The organism is Pantoea sp. YU22, from assembly GCF_003970755.1.
GTDB classification, from domain to species: Bacteria; Pseudomonadota; Gammaproteobacteria; order Enterobacterales; family Enterobacteriaceae; genus Pantoea; species Pantoea piersonii.
Genome location: NZ_RYDU01000007.1, coordinates 131,083 through 145,802, shown reverse-complemented (window position 1 = coordinate 145,802; position 14,720 = coordinate 131,083). Strand labels below are relative to the sequence as shown.

Sequence of the window (14,720 nt, the reverse complement as noted above, 5' to 3'; positions counted from 1 at the left end):
TTACTATTCTGTCGCCAGAGGGGATATTTCTGCGCGCAGTTAAAGGCCATGCTCTGAATAATTGCAGTCAGCATCGCCTTCGCATCTTCAAATAAAATTAAGCATTTAATGTGATTAATTCGTTAGCAGGGAAAATATGAAACGCAGAGAGTTTCTCACCTCCGTGGCTGCCCTGGGCGTGGCGTCGTCGCTGCCCATGGCAAAAGCTGAAACCGTCCAGGGTGGTCAACCCTGGGAACCCGGCAAAATCAACACGCCGTCTCTGCCGCGCAAAGGCGGCCTGCAATATCTGACACCGCACGAGTTCGACACTGTTGGCGCAATCGCCGAACGCTTTATTCCTGCTGACGATCTGAGCATCAGCGGTAAAGAGGCGGGCTGCGCGACCTTTATCGATCGCCAGCTGGCGGGCGATTACGGCAATGCGGTAGCCATCTACCGTCTGGGCCGCTTTGTGAAAGGCACCCCGGAGCAGGGGCCGCAGTCTCCGCTGACGCCTGCACAGCGCTATCGTCAGGGCCTCGCCGCGCTCGATGCCTGGACGCAAAAAACCTCCAACAAAGACTTTGTCGCGCTGAGCGGCGACCAGCAGGACGATCTGCTGCGCCGTATGGAGGCGAACCAGCTCGACCTCGGGCCGGAAGTCGAGACTAAAGTCTTTTTCGAACTGCTGCTGCAGAACGTGCGCGAAGGCTTTTTGTCCGATCCCATCTACGGCGGCAACAAAGACATGGCGAGCTGGAAAATGATCGGTTTTCCCGGCGCGCGCTATGACTTCCGCGACCTGATTGGCAAGAAAGGGAAGAAGCTCAACATCATCCCGACCAGCCTGATTGATAACACCCTTTAAATCTTCAGTCTGACTGAGCAGTGAGTTAACACATGCAAAATATTCGTCCAAAAGCTGACGCTGTGATCGTCGGCCTGGGTTGGTGCGGCTCGTTGATTGCCGAAGAGCTGACCCGCGCTGGCCTGAACGTGGTCGCCATCGAACGCGGCCCCTGGTTTGAAACCGCCACTGATTTTCCGCCCTCTATCGACACCGACGAGCTGCGCTGGGATACCCGCCGCAGCATGCTGCTGCCCCCTGCGGTAGAAACCACCACGTTCCGTAATAATCGCACGGAGACCGCGCTGCCGACGCGCGAATGGAACCTGAACGAGCTGGGCTATAACGTCGGCGGCTCCGGCACCCACTGGGCCGGTATGGCCTGGCGCTTTACGCCGTGGGATTTCCAGCCTTATACCCAGACGGTTGAGCGCTACGGCAAGCAGCAGATCGCCAAAGGGCTGATTCTGCAGGACTGGGGCGTGACCTACGACGAACTGGAGCCTTTTTACGATCGTTTCGAGAAGATCGCTGGCGTTTCTGGTAAAGCGGGCAAGCTTAACGGCGAGATCATACCCGATGGCAACCCCTTCGAAGGCAACCGCAGCAGCGACTATCCGCTGCCGCCGCTGGAGAGCACGCGCCTGACCGATCTGTTCCGCGACGCGGCGAAATCCCTTGGCCAGCATCCCTTTATGGTGCCTGCCGGACAGACCTCGCGCGCCTACGTTAACCCGCTCGGCGTCCATATGGGGCCTTGCACCTACTGCGGCTACTGCCTCTATTACGGCTGCGGCAACTTCTCCAAATCCAGCCCGAACGCCTGCGTGATCCCGGCACTGATGCAGCGTGAAAACTTTACCGTACTGACCGATTCCGCCGTTGTGCGCGTTAATAAATCGGAAGATGGCAAAACCGCCACCGGCGTAACTTATATCGACAAGAACAAAAAAGAGTGGGTGCAGCCAGCCGATATCGTCATTCTGTCGGCGTTCCAGATGCAGAACGTGCGCCTGCTGCTGCTGTCGAAAATCGGCCAGCCTTACAATCCGGAAACCAAAACCGGTACGGTCGGTCGCGCTTACAGCTTCCAGACCGTCTCCGGCGCCAGCCTGTTCTTCGAAGATGAATACCTTAACCAGTTTATCGGCGCAGGCGCGCTGTCGCAGCAGGTAGACGACTGGAACGGCGATAACTTCGATCACAGCGGCAAAGGCTTTATCGGCGGCGCTGGCATCCTGGTGGTAGCGCGCGGCGCGCGTCCTATCGGCAACGCCGACGCGCTTTTGCCAGGCACGCCGCGCTGGGGCAAAGAGTGGAAAAAGGCCTACACCCACGCTTTCCAGAACGCGACCTTTATCTTCGGTCAGGGCACCAGCTTCTCACACGAAGATTATTACCTCGATCTCGACCCGGAATACAAAGATGACAACGGCAACCCGCTGCTGCGCGTCACCTTCGACTACAACGAAAACGATCGCCGTTCAGCGAAGTTTATCGAAGAGAAGAGCGTAGAGATCGGCAAGGCGATGGGCGCGAAAACCGTGATCGGCACCAACTCGGCGGCGGGCAAATATTCGCCCTATAACTTCGCCAGCGACCATACCATCGGCGGCGCGGTGATGGGCACCGATCCGAAAACCAGCGTACTCAACCGCTATCAGCAGAGCTGGGATATGCACAACCTGTTTGTGCTTGGCGCCTCCTCGTTCCCGAACAACGCAGGCTACAACCCAACCGGTACTATCGGTGCCCTGAGCCTCTGGACGGCGAAGGCGATCGTAGAGCAGTACCTGAAAAACCCCGGCCCACTGGTGAAGGTGTGATATGAAAAAAACGACCCTTGCAGGCGGCGCGGTGGTGATCGCAGCCATTATTGCGGCGGGCCTGCTGTGGCAAAACGGCGATACCTCGGCCGATGACGTGGCAGATAATCAGACGCTGACCGGTCAGCCGCCAGCGGCGGCGGACGCCGCAGCGGTGGCGCGCGGCCGATACGTGGCGATTGCCGGTGACTGCGTGGCCTGCCATACCGCGCCGGGCAGCAAAGAGGCCTTTGCCGGCGGCTACTCTATCAGCACGCCGTTTGGCGGCATTTTCGCCAGCAACATTACGCCGGATAAAGAGACAGGCATCGGCAACTGGACCGAGCGCGACTTCTACCGCGCGGTGCGTCACGGCAGAGGTAAAGCGGGCGAGCACCTTTACCCGGCGATGCCGTACAACGCCTACGTAAAAGTCAGCGATCAGGATATGCACGACCTGTGGATGTATATGCGCTCGGTAAAACCGGTGCACTACAAGGTGCCGGAAACCAACCTGGGCTTCCCGTACAATATCCGACTGGCGATGATGGGCTGGAATTTGCTCTTCTTCCGCAACAGCGCCTTTGAAACCGATCCAGGCAAGTCCGCCGAGTTCAACCGCGGCGCCTATCTGGTAGAGGGGCTGGAGCACTGCGGCGCCTGCCATACGCCGAAAAATCTGCTGGGCGGCGATACTGACGCCTATTTGCAGGGCAGCAACCTCAGCGAATGGCACGCGCCGGACCTGACTTCGAACCGCTATGTCGGCGTCGGCAACTGGAGCAAAGAGCAGATCGTGGATTACCTGAAGCTGGGCAGCAACCACGTCGCGGTCGCGTCCGGCCCGATGGCGGAAGCGGTCACCAACTCGACGCAGTATCTCAACGACGCCGATTTGCGCGCTATCGCGACTTATCTGAAGGCGCAGCCCGCCTCCGCGACCCAGCCGCCGCAGCCGCAGACCCCTGACAGCGCGCTGATGAAGACGGGAGCGAATGTTTACAGCGCCAACTGCAGCGCCTGTCATAACAGCGACGGCAAGGGGATCCCGAACCTGGCCGCCAGCCTGGCGAACAACCCAGGCCTGCTGGCAGATGACGCCTCGTCTGTCATCACGACGGTGTTGCAGGGCGGGCGCGGCGCGGTGACGCAGGGCAATCCGACCAGCGGCGCGATGCCGAGTTTCGCCTGGAAGCTGACTGACGAACAGATCGCCGCAGTATCGACCTATATCCGCAACAGCTGGGGCAACGTCGCGACGCCGGTGAAGGCCGAAGAAGTAGCGGGCAAGCGCAGGCTGCTGAAGCTGCCAGACCAGATGGCGGCGCACTAAAAAGAGAGGCGGCGTCAGCCGCCTTTTTTACACCCAGTGCTCTCGCCTTTCTTCATCGCCTCTCAATTCGCGTGCCAGGCTATAAGCTGTTTAAGTCACTTCATCAGAGAGGAACGGATATGGCAGGCAAAGCATTAGTCATTGGCGCATCGCGCGGTATCGGGCTGGCGGTGGTCAACGCGCTGGCGGCAAAAGGCTGGCAGGTAACGGCAACCTATCGCAGCAGCGCGCCGGAGGCCGAAGCGCAGTGGCACGAGCTGGATATGACGCATCAGGACCAGGTGCGCCAGCTGGCGGCGCAGCTCAAGGACGAGACCTTTGACGCGATCCTGATCAACGCAGGCATTTCTGGCCCGTCGCATCAGAACCTGTTGCAGAGCAGCGACGCCGAGCTGGCGCAGCTCTTTCTGACCAACGCTATCGCGCCGGTACGCAGCGCGGAAACCCTGCTGCCGCTGCTGGCGAAGCAGAATGGCGTTATCGGCTTTACCACCTCGATTCTCGGCAGCCTGAACGAGAACGATACGGCGGCGATGCCGATCTACTCCGCCAGCAAATCGGCGCTCAATATGCTGAGCCGCGCGCTATTGCCGCAGATTAACGAGCATAACGCGACGCTGCTGTCGCTGCATCCAGGCTGGGTGAAAACCGATATGGGCGGCGAATCCGCGCCGGTGACGGTGGAGCAGAGCGGCGAAGGGCTGGTGCAGCAGCTGGAGGCGTATCGCGGACGCGGCGGCCACCACTACGTGGACTATGCCGGACAGCTATTGCAGTGGTAAATCCGGGCGCGCCAGCGCCTTTTTTGCATCTGCAGCGGCGAAACACTACACTCGCGGCATAGTCTGACAAGGAGTTCGTATGTCTCATTCCCTTCAGCGTAAGCCGCTGCCGCTGCCTGGCGGCCATAACAAAGTCCTGCTGCACTCCTGTTGTGCGCCCTGTTCCGGCGAGGTTATGGAGGCGATGCTCGCGTCCGGCATCGACTACACCATCTTCTTCTATAACCCCAATATCCATCCGCTGAAAGAGTATGAGCTGCGCAAAGAGGAGAATATCCGCTTTGCTGAACAGTTCGGTGTGCCCTTTGTCGACGCGGACTACGACCGTGATAACTGGTTTGAGCGCGCAAAAGGGATGGAGTGGGAGCCGGAACGCGGCGAGCGCTGCACCATGTGTTTTGATATGCGCTTTGAGCGCACCGCGCTTTACGCCCATGAACATGGCTTTCCCGTTATCACCAGCTCGCTTGGCATTTCGCGCTGGAAGAATATGCAGCAAATCAATGACTGCGGCGTGCGTGCCGCGTCGCGCTATCCCGATATGCTCTACTGGGAGTTTAACTGGCGCAAAGGCGGCGGGTCAGCGCGTATGATCGAAATCAGCAAGCGCGAGCGTTTTTATCAGCAGGAGTACTGCGGCTGCATCTATTCGCTGCGCGACAGCAATCGTCATCGCGTCGCCAACGGGCGTGAACGTATCAAGATCGGCGTGCAGTATTATACCCCGGACGAAGAGTAGAAAAATAAAGGGCGGCGATCGCCCTTTATTCCCGACAGCCGCGCAGGCATTCAGCGCAGGCCATTGCGCGCCTCATCCGTGTCGATAGTACGGATTTCCAGGCGAGCCGCAGTAAAACGCCTGCGATCGCTGGCCGCTGGCTGTGCCTGGCGGCAAAGCTCGCACGGATTTGTATTGCCTTCCAGCTGCGCCTGCGTTTGCGCGTCCAGCTGTTGCTTACGGCAGACGTAAGGCGTACAGCCCATTACCTGTTTAAACGATCGCGTAAATGACTGCTGGCTTTCAAAATGGTATTTCATCGCCAGCGTAATAATGGGCGTAGAACTGCTTTTGAGCGCATGAACGCAGGCGGCCAGCTTTCGCTGACGGATATAGCGCGCCAGAGTTTCGTTGCGGCAACGTGCAAACAGCTTCTGTAAATACCATTTGGAATAACCCGACTTTTCGGCAATGTCATCTATGCTAAGCCGCTGATCGAGATGGTTGTTAATCCACTCGGTAATGCTATCAATCACTTCTTCGTTATATTTTTTCTCACGCATAATCAACCTCATCAAACAGTTGGATACAGTGTAGGGAATTTAATGTTTCTCTATACGCGGCTTCGGTAAAGAAATATCAGAAAACGCATGTTTATTTTTTTGCAAGAGGAGCGGTATCGATGGTTTTTATCAAATGCTGGCGAAGGTTAATTAACGGATTCGGTGGGCAAATAAAAAGTTAAATAAGCGTGAAAATAATGTTTGACTTTGCTGTTAACTCTTTAGCGATTCTGTAATGTCGATAACGCGTATCGTTTAAAGCAGTTCTGCCGCAGGCGCAGGCCAGCAGGCAAAATAAGCTGAAGCCCGCTACGCTTCTTTATATAAAAATCATCTACATGACACAGCGCATCAATACGCCCGGTTCGCGCGCGTGTCACACTGCCGCTCTTTTTCCCATGGAGATCATCGCATGCGTCCGACCTCTGGCCTGAAAAAAACGCTTGCTGCCCTGCTCGCGTCGGTAACCCTGTTTAGCGCTGCGCCCGCGCTGGCCGCCAGCACTTACGGCGAGCAGCTGGAGGGCTTTCACTATCCCTTCCCGCTGCAGCGCTTCAACTTTTCCTCCCAGCAGCAGCCGCTCAGCATGGGCTACATGGATGTAAAACCAGCTAACCGCGCCAACGGCCAGACGGTCGTGCTGCTGCACGGCAAAAATTTCTGCGGCGCGACATGGGAAGAGAGCATACGCGCGCTGACGCAGGCGGGTTATCGCGTCGTCGCGCCCGACCAGATCGGCTTTTGCAGCGCCAGCAAACCGGCGCACTATCAGTACAGTTTCCAGCAGCTGGCAGATAACACGCATCAGCTTCTGGCCCATCTCGGCATAAAGAAAGCGGTTATCGTTGGTCACTCTACCGGCGGCATGCTGGCTACGCGCTATGCGCTGATGTATCCCGACGAGACGCAGCAACTGGTGCTGGTGAATCCTATCGGGCTGGAGGACTGGAAAGCTAAAGGTGCGCCATGGCGCAGCGTCGATCAGTGGTATCAACGCGAGTTGAAGCTCGACGCGGCGGGCATTAAAAAGTATGAGCAGCACACCTACTACAGCGGGCAGTGGAAGCCGGAATATGACAAATGGGTCGATATGCTGGCGGGCCTGAACGCCGGTCCGGGGCACGAGAAAGTCGCATGGAACTCGGCGCTGATCTACGACATGATCTTTACCCAGCCGGTGTTTTATGAGTTCGGCGATCTGAAAGTGCCGACCACGCTGATGATCGGTACGGCCGATACCACCGCCATCGGCAGCGATATCGCCTCGGCGCAGGTAAAAGCGAAGCTGGGCCACTACGATGTGCTGGGCAAAGAGGCGGCGAAGCGTATTCCCGGCGCACGCCTGATTGAATTCCCCGGCATGGGCCATGCGCCGCAGATGGAAGCGCCTGCGCAATTTAACCAGACGCTGATCGCAGCGTTAGCGCACCGCTAACGTCGCGCAGGTTACAGCTGCGCTTTCTTACTCTTTTTAGCGGCGTACATGCGTGCGTCGCTCCCTTCCAGCATCCGCTCCAGGCTTTGCGGGTGGGCGGCGTCAAACTCGACTACGCCTGACGAGAAGTGCAGCGCGTAACGACGATTCAGGCTGCTGGCCTGCTGTTGCAGATAACGTTCAAAGTCAGTCAGCAGCGCTTCCGCTTCCGGCTGACGCAGGCCGTTAAACAGCACGACGAATTCGTCGCCGCCCAGTCGTGCGAAAAGGTCGTGGTGGCTAAAGCAGACCTTCATCGCGTCGGCGAAATCCATCAGCGCGCGGTCGCCTTCGCGATGGCCGAGGGTATCGTTGATCTGCTTAAACTTATCGAGATCGAGAAAGGTCAGGCTGGCTGGGCGCTGCTTTAACAGGCAGTCGTTAAGCACCAGCTGCCCAAGGGTCATAAAACCGCGACGGTTAGTGATTTGCGTGAGCTCATCGCAGGTCGCGGTCTGAAACGCCGCCAGTTCTGCTTCGGCCAGCGCCGCCAGGTCACGCAGCGTTGCGCGATCGTCAGCGCTGAAGTCGCGCGGCTCGGGGCCGAGAATGCAGAGCGTGCCGACGTTAACGCCGCCTGGCCCGCGCAGCGGACAGCCAGCATAAAAACGAATATGGGGCTCGCCGGTCACCAGCGGGTTATCGTGAAACCGCTCGTCGTTAAGCGTATTTTCCACCACCATGATGTCGTCCTGCAGAATAGCGTGACCGCAAAACGAGATATCGCGCGGCGTACTCAGGGCGTCATAGCGGCCGGAAACGGATTTGAACCACTGCTGGCTGGCTTCCACCAGGCTGACCAGCGCCACGGGCGTGTTAAACAGACGACGCGCCAGACGCGTCAGGCGGTCAAAGCGCTCCTCCGGCGGCGTATTAAGGATTTTAATCTCGTGCAGTTCGGTAAGGCGTTGCGCCTCATTAGCCGGGTACTGAGGTGCTTTCATCGCGGTACTCTTATCTTTATTTATGCAGGTGAAGCGAAACTGGTGTGGCCGCAAGGGCTAAAAGAGATGCTGCCGCCATTAAGGCGGCAGCATCTCAGGCGGGATCAGAGCACTTTTTGTTCTGCAAGATCAAGGGCGAAATAGCTGAAAATCAGGTCAGCGCCGGCGCGTTTAATCGCGCCCAGGCTTTCCAGCACCACGTTACGCTCGTCAATCGCGCCCGCCTGAGCGGCGAATTTGATCATCGCGTATTCACCGCTGACCTGATACGCCGCCAGTGGCAGCTCGGTGCGGTCGCGGATTTCACGCAGCACGTCAAGGTAGGCGCCGGCCGGTTTCACCATCAGCGAATCCGCGCCTTCAGCAGCGTCAATCAGCGACTCGCGAATCGCTTCGCGGCGGTTCATCGGGTTCATCTGATAGGTTTTACGATCGCCTTTCAGCGCGGTGCCAGCCGCTTCGCGGAACGGACCGTAAAACGATGAGGCGAACTTGGTGGAATAGGACATGATGGCGGTCTGGGTAAAGCCCGCCGCGTCCAGCGCCTGACGGATCGCCTTAACCTGGCCATCCATCGCCGCCGACGGCGCAATAAAGTCCGCGCCCGCTGCTGCTGCCACTACCGCCTGCTTACCGAGATTAATCAGCGTCGCGTCGTTATCGACGCCGTGATCGCACAGCACGCCGCAGTGGCCGTGGCTGGTGTATTCGCAGAAACAGGTGTCGGACATAACGATCATTTCCGGCACCGTCTCTTTACAGATGCGCGACATGCGCGCCACCAGGCCGTTTTCATTCCAGGCATCGCTGCCGGTAGCGTCGGTGTGGTGCGAGATACCGAAGGTCATCACTGAGCGAATGCCCGCTTTGGCGATACGCTCAATTTCATAAGCAAGACGCTTTTCCGGAATGCGCATTACGCCCGGCATCGCTTCAATCGCTTTATAATCGTCAACGCCTTCCTCAACGAAAATCGGCAGCGCCAGGTCGTTCAGGCTGAGGGAGGTTTCCTGGAAGAGTTCACGCATCGCCGGGCTGGAGCGCAGCCTTCTTGGACGCTGGAGCAGAGAAAAATCAGACATATTCATTCTTACGCAGGTGAAAAAAGTAGCGTTAGTCTACTCCTTTTAACGCGCGGAAATGAAGAATGTGTGCGGCGATGGTAGAAATAGCGCGGAACACGTTGCGCTTCTGGCGCGCTTATCAGCCTGCCAGTTACGCAAAAAAAAGCCCGCCGTTCGGCGGGCATTAAAGGCTTTATTCGTTGATGTCGGGATGCTGCTGTACCAGGTTTTTACGCTTTTCTTCGAGGCGGGCAATTTCCACGTCGATATCTTCGATTTTCTGCTCGATATTGTCGTGGTGCTCCTGCAGGATCTCACGTGCTTCTTCGAGGTCAGATGCGGCAGGCGTCGCGCCGCGCAGCGGTTTATTCGCCGTCTCTTTCATATAAATGCCGGTAATCAGGCCGATTACCGCCACCACCATCAGGTAGTAGGCTGGCATATAGAGATTATTGGTGGTTTCCACCAGCCATGCTGCGAGCGTCGGGGTCAGACCGGCAATCAGTACGGAGATGTTAAAGGCGCTCGCCAGCGCGCTGTAGCGGATATGCGTCGGGAACATCGCCGGCAGCGACGACGCCATTACGCCGGTAAAGGCGTTGAGGATCACCGCCATCAGCAGCAGACCGGCGAAAATCAGCCCCAGCACGCCGCTGTTAATCAGCATAAATGCCGGAATGGCGAAGATCAGCAGCGCGATGCTGCCAATAATCACGAAAGGACGACGGCCGAAGCGGTCGCTCAACATCCCCATCACCGGCTGCACAAACAGCATGCCGAGCATAATCGCGATGATGATCAACACGCCGTGATCTTCCGAGTAGTGCAGGTTATGCGACAGATAGCTCGGCATGTAGGTCAGCAGCATGTAGTAGGTGACGTTCGTGGCGATCACCAGACCGATACAGGCAAGCAGGCTTTTCCAGTGTTTGCTGGCGATCTCTTTAAACGACACCTTCGGGCCGTCGCGCAAGCCTTCACGGTCGCCTTGCTCCAGTTTCTCAACGTGCTGCTGAAAGGCAGGGGTTTCTTCCAGCGCGTGGCGCAGGTAGAGGCCGATAATACCGAGCGGCAGCGCGAGGAAGAACGGCAGACGCCAGCCCCATTCCATAAACTTCGCTTCGCCGATAATCGCGGAGATCAGCACGACGATGCCCGCGCCGAGCACGAAGCCTGCGATTGAACCGAAGTCGAGCCAGCTGCCCATAAAACCGCGTTTACGGTCGGGCGAGTATTCGGCGACAAAGATCGAGGCGCCGGTATATTCGCCGCCCACCGAGAAGCCCTGTGCCATTTTGGCTAACAGCAGCAGAATCGGTGCCCAGATGCCAATCGAGGCGTAAGAGGGTATCAGACCAATACAGAAGGTACTGATCGACATAATCACAATGGTGATAGAGAGGATTTTCTGGCGCCCATACTTATCGCCCAGCATGCCGAAGAAAAGGCCGCCCAGCGGTCGAATCAGAAAGGGAACAGAGAAGGTGCCGAGTGCGGCAATCATCTGAATGCCTGGCGAGGCATCAGGGAAAAAGACTTTACCTAACGCGTAGGCAACAAAGCCGTACACGCCAAAATCGAACCATTCCATCGCATTGCCCAGCGACGCAGCGGTAATGGCTTTGCGCAAACGGGCGTCATCAATAATAGTGACGTCATCCAGCCCAATAGGTTTGACACGCTTCCTACGTAATTTCATAGATTTACCCTGTAATAGCACATGAAAGTCCTCAAGGTCGCGAACCGATTGAACGAAACAGTCCGCGGCATTGAGAAAATTTAAGCATAGCCGTTTGGCAGAATTTTCCACTGGCTACTATGCGCAATAATTAGTATTGAAATTATTGCGACAAGTGGCAGAGTATACCGTTTTTCTTTGATATTTGTCATGTTTGGACTGATAGCGGCCTTTTTTGCCGACGATAGCGGCTAAGCCAGCGGTGGGATAAAGCGGTAAAAAAGCGGTTTTGCGACAGCGGTTTTTTCTAAAAATGTAAAGGCGATCAATCTGGCGCAGGCGCGTCAGCTCTGGGCGGCTCAAATCCTCTGCGGCAGCGCGTTGACGTCAGGCGCAGCCCATCTTGCCGCTATGGCGTTATTCAGTAATACTTTGCGCCTCACTGTCAATGGAAGATCGATGGTAAGGAAAGAGACTGCGCCCTTTGAAAACCCCTGGCTGTCAGCCATTGACAGTACAGAAAAGAAACTTACCCGCTACGCTTCGTTTGCTCTACTTCATCCTGTGTCAGAGACGCCGTGCAGCGTCTGGCTTGCTCGCCATCCGCGGGCCCCTTTCGCGCAAAAAAGGCTTCCGCGCGCAAACGATTGGCTTTGCGTCAGGAACGCGCAGCGCAGCCCCTTAAAGGCGCTGCCGGAAGAGGAGTATCAGCAGCTGATGCCGACGCTGGCGCGCATCAACCAGCGATTAGCGGCGAAAAAAAGCGCGATAACGGCGACACATTGCCCGGATGAGAGTGTTGAAGTGGCGCTGCGCGCAGTAAGAAAGCTGCGCGCAGGGCGGCTAAAGCAGTGAGCGCAGCGGCTGATGTTGCAGCCAGGCCGCAATATTCTCCACCGCCTGCGTAAAGTAACGCCGGTAATTACTGTCGGCGACATAGCCCAGATGCGGCGTCGCCAGCACGTTCGGCAGCTGCCGCAGCGGGTGATCGGCGGGCAGCGGCTCCGTATCAAATACGTCCAGCGCAGCGCCAGCCAGCTGGCCCGAACGCAGCGCGGCGATCATCGCCTGCTGATCCACCAGGCCCGCGCGCGAGGTGTTCACCAGCAGCGCGCCCGGCTTCATCTGCGCCAGCGCGGCGCCATCCAGTAAATGATGCGTGCGCTCGCTTAACACCAGATGTATCGACACCATATCGCTTGCCGCCAGCAGCGCCTGCAGCGACGGCATCAGCGAAGCGCCGCACTGCGCCGCGCGCCCGGCGGTGAGGTTCTGGCTCCAGGCGCAAACGCGCATGCCGAACGCCTGAGCCACCTTCGCCATCCCGCCGCCAATCTTACCCAGCCCGATCAGTCCCAGGGTTTTGCCCTCAAGCCCGATTCCAAGATGCTGCTGCCAGGGACCGTTGCTGCGCAGCGCCTGATTCTCCGCCACGATATGGCGCGCCAGCGCCAGCAGCAGACCCTAGGTTAGCTCCAGCGGCGGGGCACTGCTGCTCTCGGTGCCGCATACCGCGATGCCGCGTGCGCGGCAGGCTTCAAGATCGATGGCGGCATTGCGCATGCCGGACGTAACGATAAGTTTCAGTCGCGGCAGGCGCGCCAGACGGGCGGCCGTGAGTGGCGTGCGTTCGCGCATCGCCACCAGAATATCACTGTCGGCAAGCGCAGCGATAAGCGGCTCATCATCGGCGATATGTTGCTGCAGCGAGCGAGTCTGGACTGTGGGCTGTAGCGAAGACCAGTCGGCCAGCGTCAGCGCTACGTTCTGGTAGTCATCAAGAAGGGTGCAGTTGAGCGTCATCAGGGACCTCTGTGCGCATCGGCTGGTGTTGATGCTCAGCGAGCCAGTCGATGAACGCGTCGTTATCCATGGGCAAAGCATAATAGTAGCCCTGAATAAAGGTCACGCCGCGCTGGCGCAGGTAGAGATACTGCAACGGCGTCTCTACGCCTTCGCCCAGCACTTCCAGCTGCAGCTTATGGCTGAGCGTGATAATCGCATCCAGCACCGGCGTTTCTCCCGTCAGCGACTCAATGGCGTTGATAAAGCCGCGATCGATTTTCAGATAGTCCAGCGCGAAGGTTTGCAGATAGCTCAGCGAGCAATGCCCGGTGCCGAAATCATCAATCGCCACCTTCATCCCGTCGGCGCGCAGGCGATCGAGCTTTCTTGCCACATCTTCGCCATCTTTGATCAGGCTGCGCTCGGTCAGCTCCAGCGTAATCTGCAGCGGCGTATGTTTAATTTTATCGGCGAAACTGGCCATATCCTCAACGAAGGCCGGGTGTTGCAGATGATCGGCGGCAACGTTGATGCCGATATGAAAGCCAGGCTCGATTTTCCACTGCTGAACATCTTCGGCAATGAGGTCGAGCAGGTGACGCGTCAGCGGCACAATCATGCCTTCCGCCTCGGCGGCGCTGATAAAGATATCGGGCCGGATAGTGTCGCCGTTCGGCAGCGTCCAGCGCAGCAGCGCTTCGGCGCCGGTACAGGTTTGAGTCTGGTTGTTATAGACCGGCTGGTAGTGCACCGAGAAGTGGCGCGCATTGATGGCGCGGCGGATCTCATCGCGCCAGGAGATGCGACGCTGTAGCCAGTTAGCGGTCAGCACCATCAGCAAAATAGAGAGGATCGCCGTCATCGGCAGGAAAATAAAGGTCACCTGTCGCCAGGCGCGCATGATCTCCGAGCCGGGCGTCTCGATTGTCACGCTGATGGGATAACGGTTCGACTGCGCCTGATAAATCTGATCGCTAAAAAGGCTGGCGTGAAGCGGAGTCGCTTTTCCGGCGGAGATCGGCGCGCCGTCACTAAAGCGCATGCTGAGCCGGTAGCCGCGCGACTCGCCGATGGCGTTCATAAAATCAATCAGATACTGGCCGTCGATAATCGCCCAGAAGCTTTGGTTATCCGCCAGCTGCCGCACGAAAATCACTGCCGGACGCTGCGGTACGGCAGCCGTACCGGCGAGAGAGAGGCTCCACCAGGCTTTGCCGGTTACCGGCGGCGCACGCCGCATCATTTCGCTTAATGTGCCGGGATTCATGCCATAAGCCGAGGAGCAGGTAATTTTTTGCCCCTCCATTTTACCGATGGCGCGGAAATAGGCGTTGAGGGTGCCGGCGCGCTGCAGCTCATCCTCAAACGCACTGCAGGGTTGATACTGAAAACGGCGTAGCCAGGTAATCATATCCCAGGCGCTGTCGCTCATTTTTTCTGCCTGCGAGAGCAGGGTGCTGGCGGCGCTGAGCTGCTGCTGCTGAACGGTGTGCCGTGCGTCGATAGCGGTAAACAGGATGCCGAGCAGCAAGGGCAGCACCCCGGACAAGATAATAATTATTCTGGCGTAGTCGCGTTTTCGTTTTAACGGCGGCACCGCGAATTCCTCTGAATGTGGATGCGTCTGTGAGGAGGTGCAAATTTAATCAGCGCAGCATAACACGCCCTCAGGCCGTGCAGGGTAGCGTTTTGCTCCGGCGAGCAGGTGATACAGATCAAGTATCGACCGCGCTTTGCATTTATTG

General features: G+C 57.7%; 12 protein-coding genes and 1 pseudogene. 7 read left to right on the top strand and 6 right to left on the bottom strand.

Annotated features, from left to right (window positions below; genetic code table 11):
- Positions 1–136 precede the first annotated feature (136 nt).
- From EKL29_RS12435 to EKL29_RS12415, 5 genes are all read left to right on the top strand, one after another.
- Entirely contained in the window at positions 137–850 is a 714-nt protein-coding gene (locus EKL29_RS12435; RefSeq protein ID WP_126689835.1) for a gluconate 2-dehydrogenase subunit 3 family protein, read from the top strand.
- A gap of 32 nt (positions 851–882) precedes the next feature.
- On the top strand, positions 883–2,655 hold the full coding sequence (locus EKL29_RS12430; protein WP_120457132.1) for a GMC family oxidoreductase: 1,773 nt from the start codon (positions 883–885) through the stop codon (positions 2,653–2,655).
- 1 nt (position 2,656) lies between these two features.
- A complete protein-coding gene (locus EKL29_RS12425) occupies positions 2,657–3,967 on the top strand; it encodes a cytochrome c (protein ID WP_126689834.1) in 1,311 nt (436 codons plus the stop codon).
- 119 nt (positions 3,968–4,086) lie between these two features.
- On the top strand, positions 4,087–4,749 hold the full coding sequence (locus EKL29_RS12420) for an SDR family oxidoreductase (protein ID WP_120457136.1): 663 nt from the start codon (positions 4,087–4,089) through the stop codon (positions 4,747–4,749).
- Positions 4,750–4,828: 79 nt separating this feature from the next.
- Positions 4,829–5,488, top strand: a complete 660-nt coding sequence (locus EKL29_RS12415) for an epoxyqueuosine reductase QueH (RefSeq protein WP_120457138.1) — start codon at positions 4,829–4,831, stop codon at positions 5,486–5,488.
- Between the two features lie 50 nt (positions 5,489–5,538).
- On the opposite strand, the gene EKL29_RS12410 is transcribed toward EKL29_RS12415, so the two are convergent.
- Complete coding sequence (locus EKL29_RS12410) at positions 5,539–6,030, bottom strand: helix-turn-helix domain-containing protein (protein ID WP_120457140.1); 492 nt, start codon at positions 6,028–6,030, stop codon at positions 5,539–5,541.
- 412 nt (positions 6,031–6,442) lie between these two features.
- Here EKL29_RS12410 and EKL29_RS12405 point away from each other — a divergent pair, with 412 nt between their 5' ends.
- Positions 6,443–7,465 carry an alpha/beta fold hydrolase gene (locus tag EKL29_RS12405; RefSeq protein WP_120457142.1) on the top strand — a complete coding sequence of 341 codons (1,023 nt, stop codon included), beginning with the start codon at positions 6,443–6,445 and terminating at the stop codon, positions 7,463–7,465.
- 11 nt (positions 7,466–7,476) lie between these two features.
- On the opposite strand, the gene EKL29_RS12400 is transcribed toward EKL29_RS12405, so the two are convergent.
- The 3 genes from EKL29_RS12400 to proP form a co-directional block, all read right to left on the bottom strand.
- Positions 7,477–8,448, bottom strand: a complete 972-nt coding sequence (locus EKL29_RS12400; protein ID WP_120457143.1) for a sensor domain-containing diguanylate cyclase — start codon at positions 8,446–8,448, stop codon at positions 7,477–7,479.
- Positions 8,449–8,552: 104 nt separating this feature from the next.
- A complete protein-coding gene (hemB, locus tag EKL29_RS12395) occupies positions 8,553–9,530 on the bottom strand; it encodes a porphobilinogen synthase (protein ID WP_120457378.1) in 978 nt (325 codons plus the stop codon).
- A gap of 175 nt (positions 9,531–9,705) precedes the next feature.
- Positions 9,706–11,211, bottom strand: a complete 1,506-nt coding sequence (gene proP, locus EKL29_RS12390; RefSeq protein ID WP_120457144.1) for a glycine betaine/L-proline transporter ProP — start codon at positions 11,209–11,211, stop codon at positions 9,706–9,708.
- A gap of 390 nt (positions 11,212–11,601) precedes the next feature.
- Here proP and EKL29_RS12385 point away from each other — a divergent pair, with 390 nt between their 5' ends.
- Positions 11,602–12,045: a hypothetical protein gene (locus EKL29_RS12385; protein WP_126689833.1), complete on the top strand. Its 444-nt coding sequence runs from the start codon at positions 11,602–11,604 to the stop codon at positions 12,043–12,045.
- On the opposite strand, the pseudogene EKL29_RS12380 reads toward EKL29_RS12385, so the two are convergent.
- Both EKL29_RS12380 and EKL29_RS12375 read right to left on the bottom strand, forming a co-directional pair.
- Positions 12,034–12,993 (bottom strand): annotated as a pseudogene (locus EKL29_RS12380) (D-2-hydroxyacid dehydrogenase family protein). The gene EKL29_RS12385 and the pseudogene EKL29_RS12380 overlap by 12 nt on opposite strands.
- Complete coding sequence (locus EKL29_RS12375) at positions 12,968–14,572, bottom strand: EAL domain-containing protein (RefSeq protein ID WP_120457148.1); 1,605 nt, start codon at positions 14,570–14,572, stop codon at positions 12,968–12,970. Before EKL29_RS12375 ends, EKL29_RS12380 begins: the two are co-directional and overlap by 26 nt.
- Positions 14,573–14,720: the final 148 nt, after the last annotated feature.

Coding starts and splice junctions, on each gene's coding strand:
- EKL29_RS12435 (WP_126689835.1), top strand. CDS start 137: ATGAAACGCAGAGAGTTTCTCACCTCCGTGGCTGCCCTGGGCGTGGCG.
- EKL29_RS12430 (WP_120457132.1), top strand. CDS start 883: ATGCAAAATATTCGTCCAAAAGCTGACGCTGTGATCGTCGGCCTGGGT.
- EKL29_RS12425 (WP_126689834.1), top strand. CDS start 2,657: ATGAAAAAAACGACCCTTGCAGGCGGCGCGGTGGTGATCGCAGCCATT.
- EKL29_RS12420 (WP_120457136.1), top strand. CDS start 4,087: ATGGCAGGCAAAGCATTAGTCATTGGCGCATCGCGCGGTATCGGGCTG.
- EKL29_RS12415 (WP_120457138.1), top strand. CDS start 4,829: ATGTCTCATTCCCTTCAGCGTAAGCCGCTGCCGCTGCCTGGCGGCCAT.
- EKL29_RS12410 (WP_120457140.1), bottom strand. CDS start 6,030: ATGCGTGAGAAAAAATATAACGAAGAAGTGATTGATAGCATTACCGAG.
- EKL29_RS12405 (WP_120457142.1), top strand. CDS start 6,443: ATGCGTCCGACCTCTGGCCTGAAAAAAACGCTTGCTGCCCTGCTCGCG.
- EKL29_RS12400 (WP_120457143.1), bottom strand. CDS start 8,448: ATGAAAGCACCTCAGTACCCGGCTAATGAGGCGCAACGCCTTACCGAA.
- hemB (WP_120457378.1), bottom strand. CDS start 9,530: ATGTCTGATTTTTCTCTGCTCCAGCGTCCAAGAAGGCTGCGCTCCAGC.
- proP (WP_120457144.1), bottom strand. CDS start 11,211: ATGAAATTACGTAGGAAGCGTGTCAAACCTATTGGGCTGGATGACGTC.
- EKL29_RS12385 (WP_126689833.1), top strand. CDS start 11,602: ATGGCGTTATTCAGTAATACTTTGCGCCTCACTGTCAATGGAAGATCG.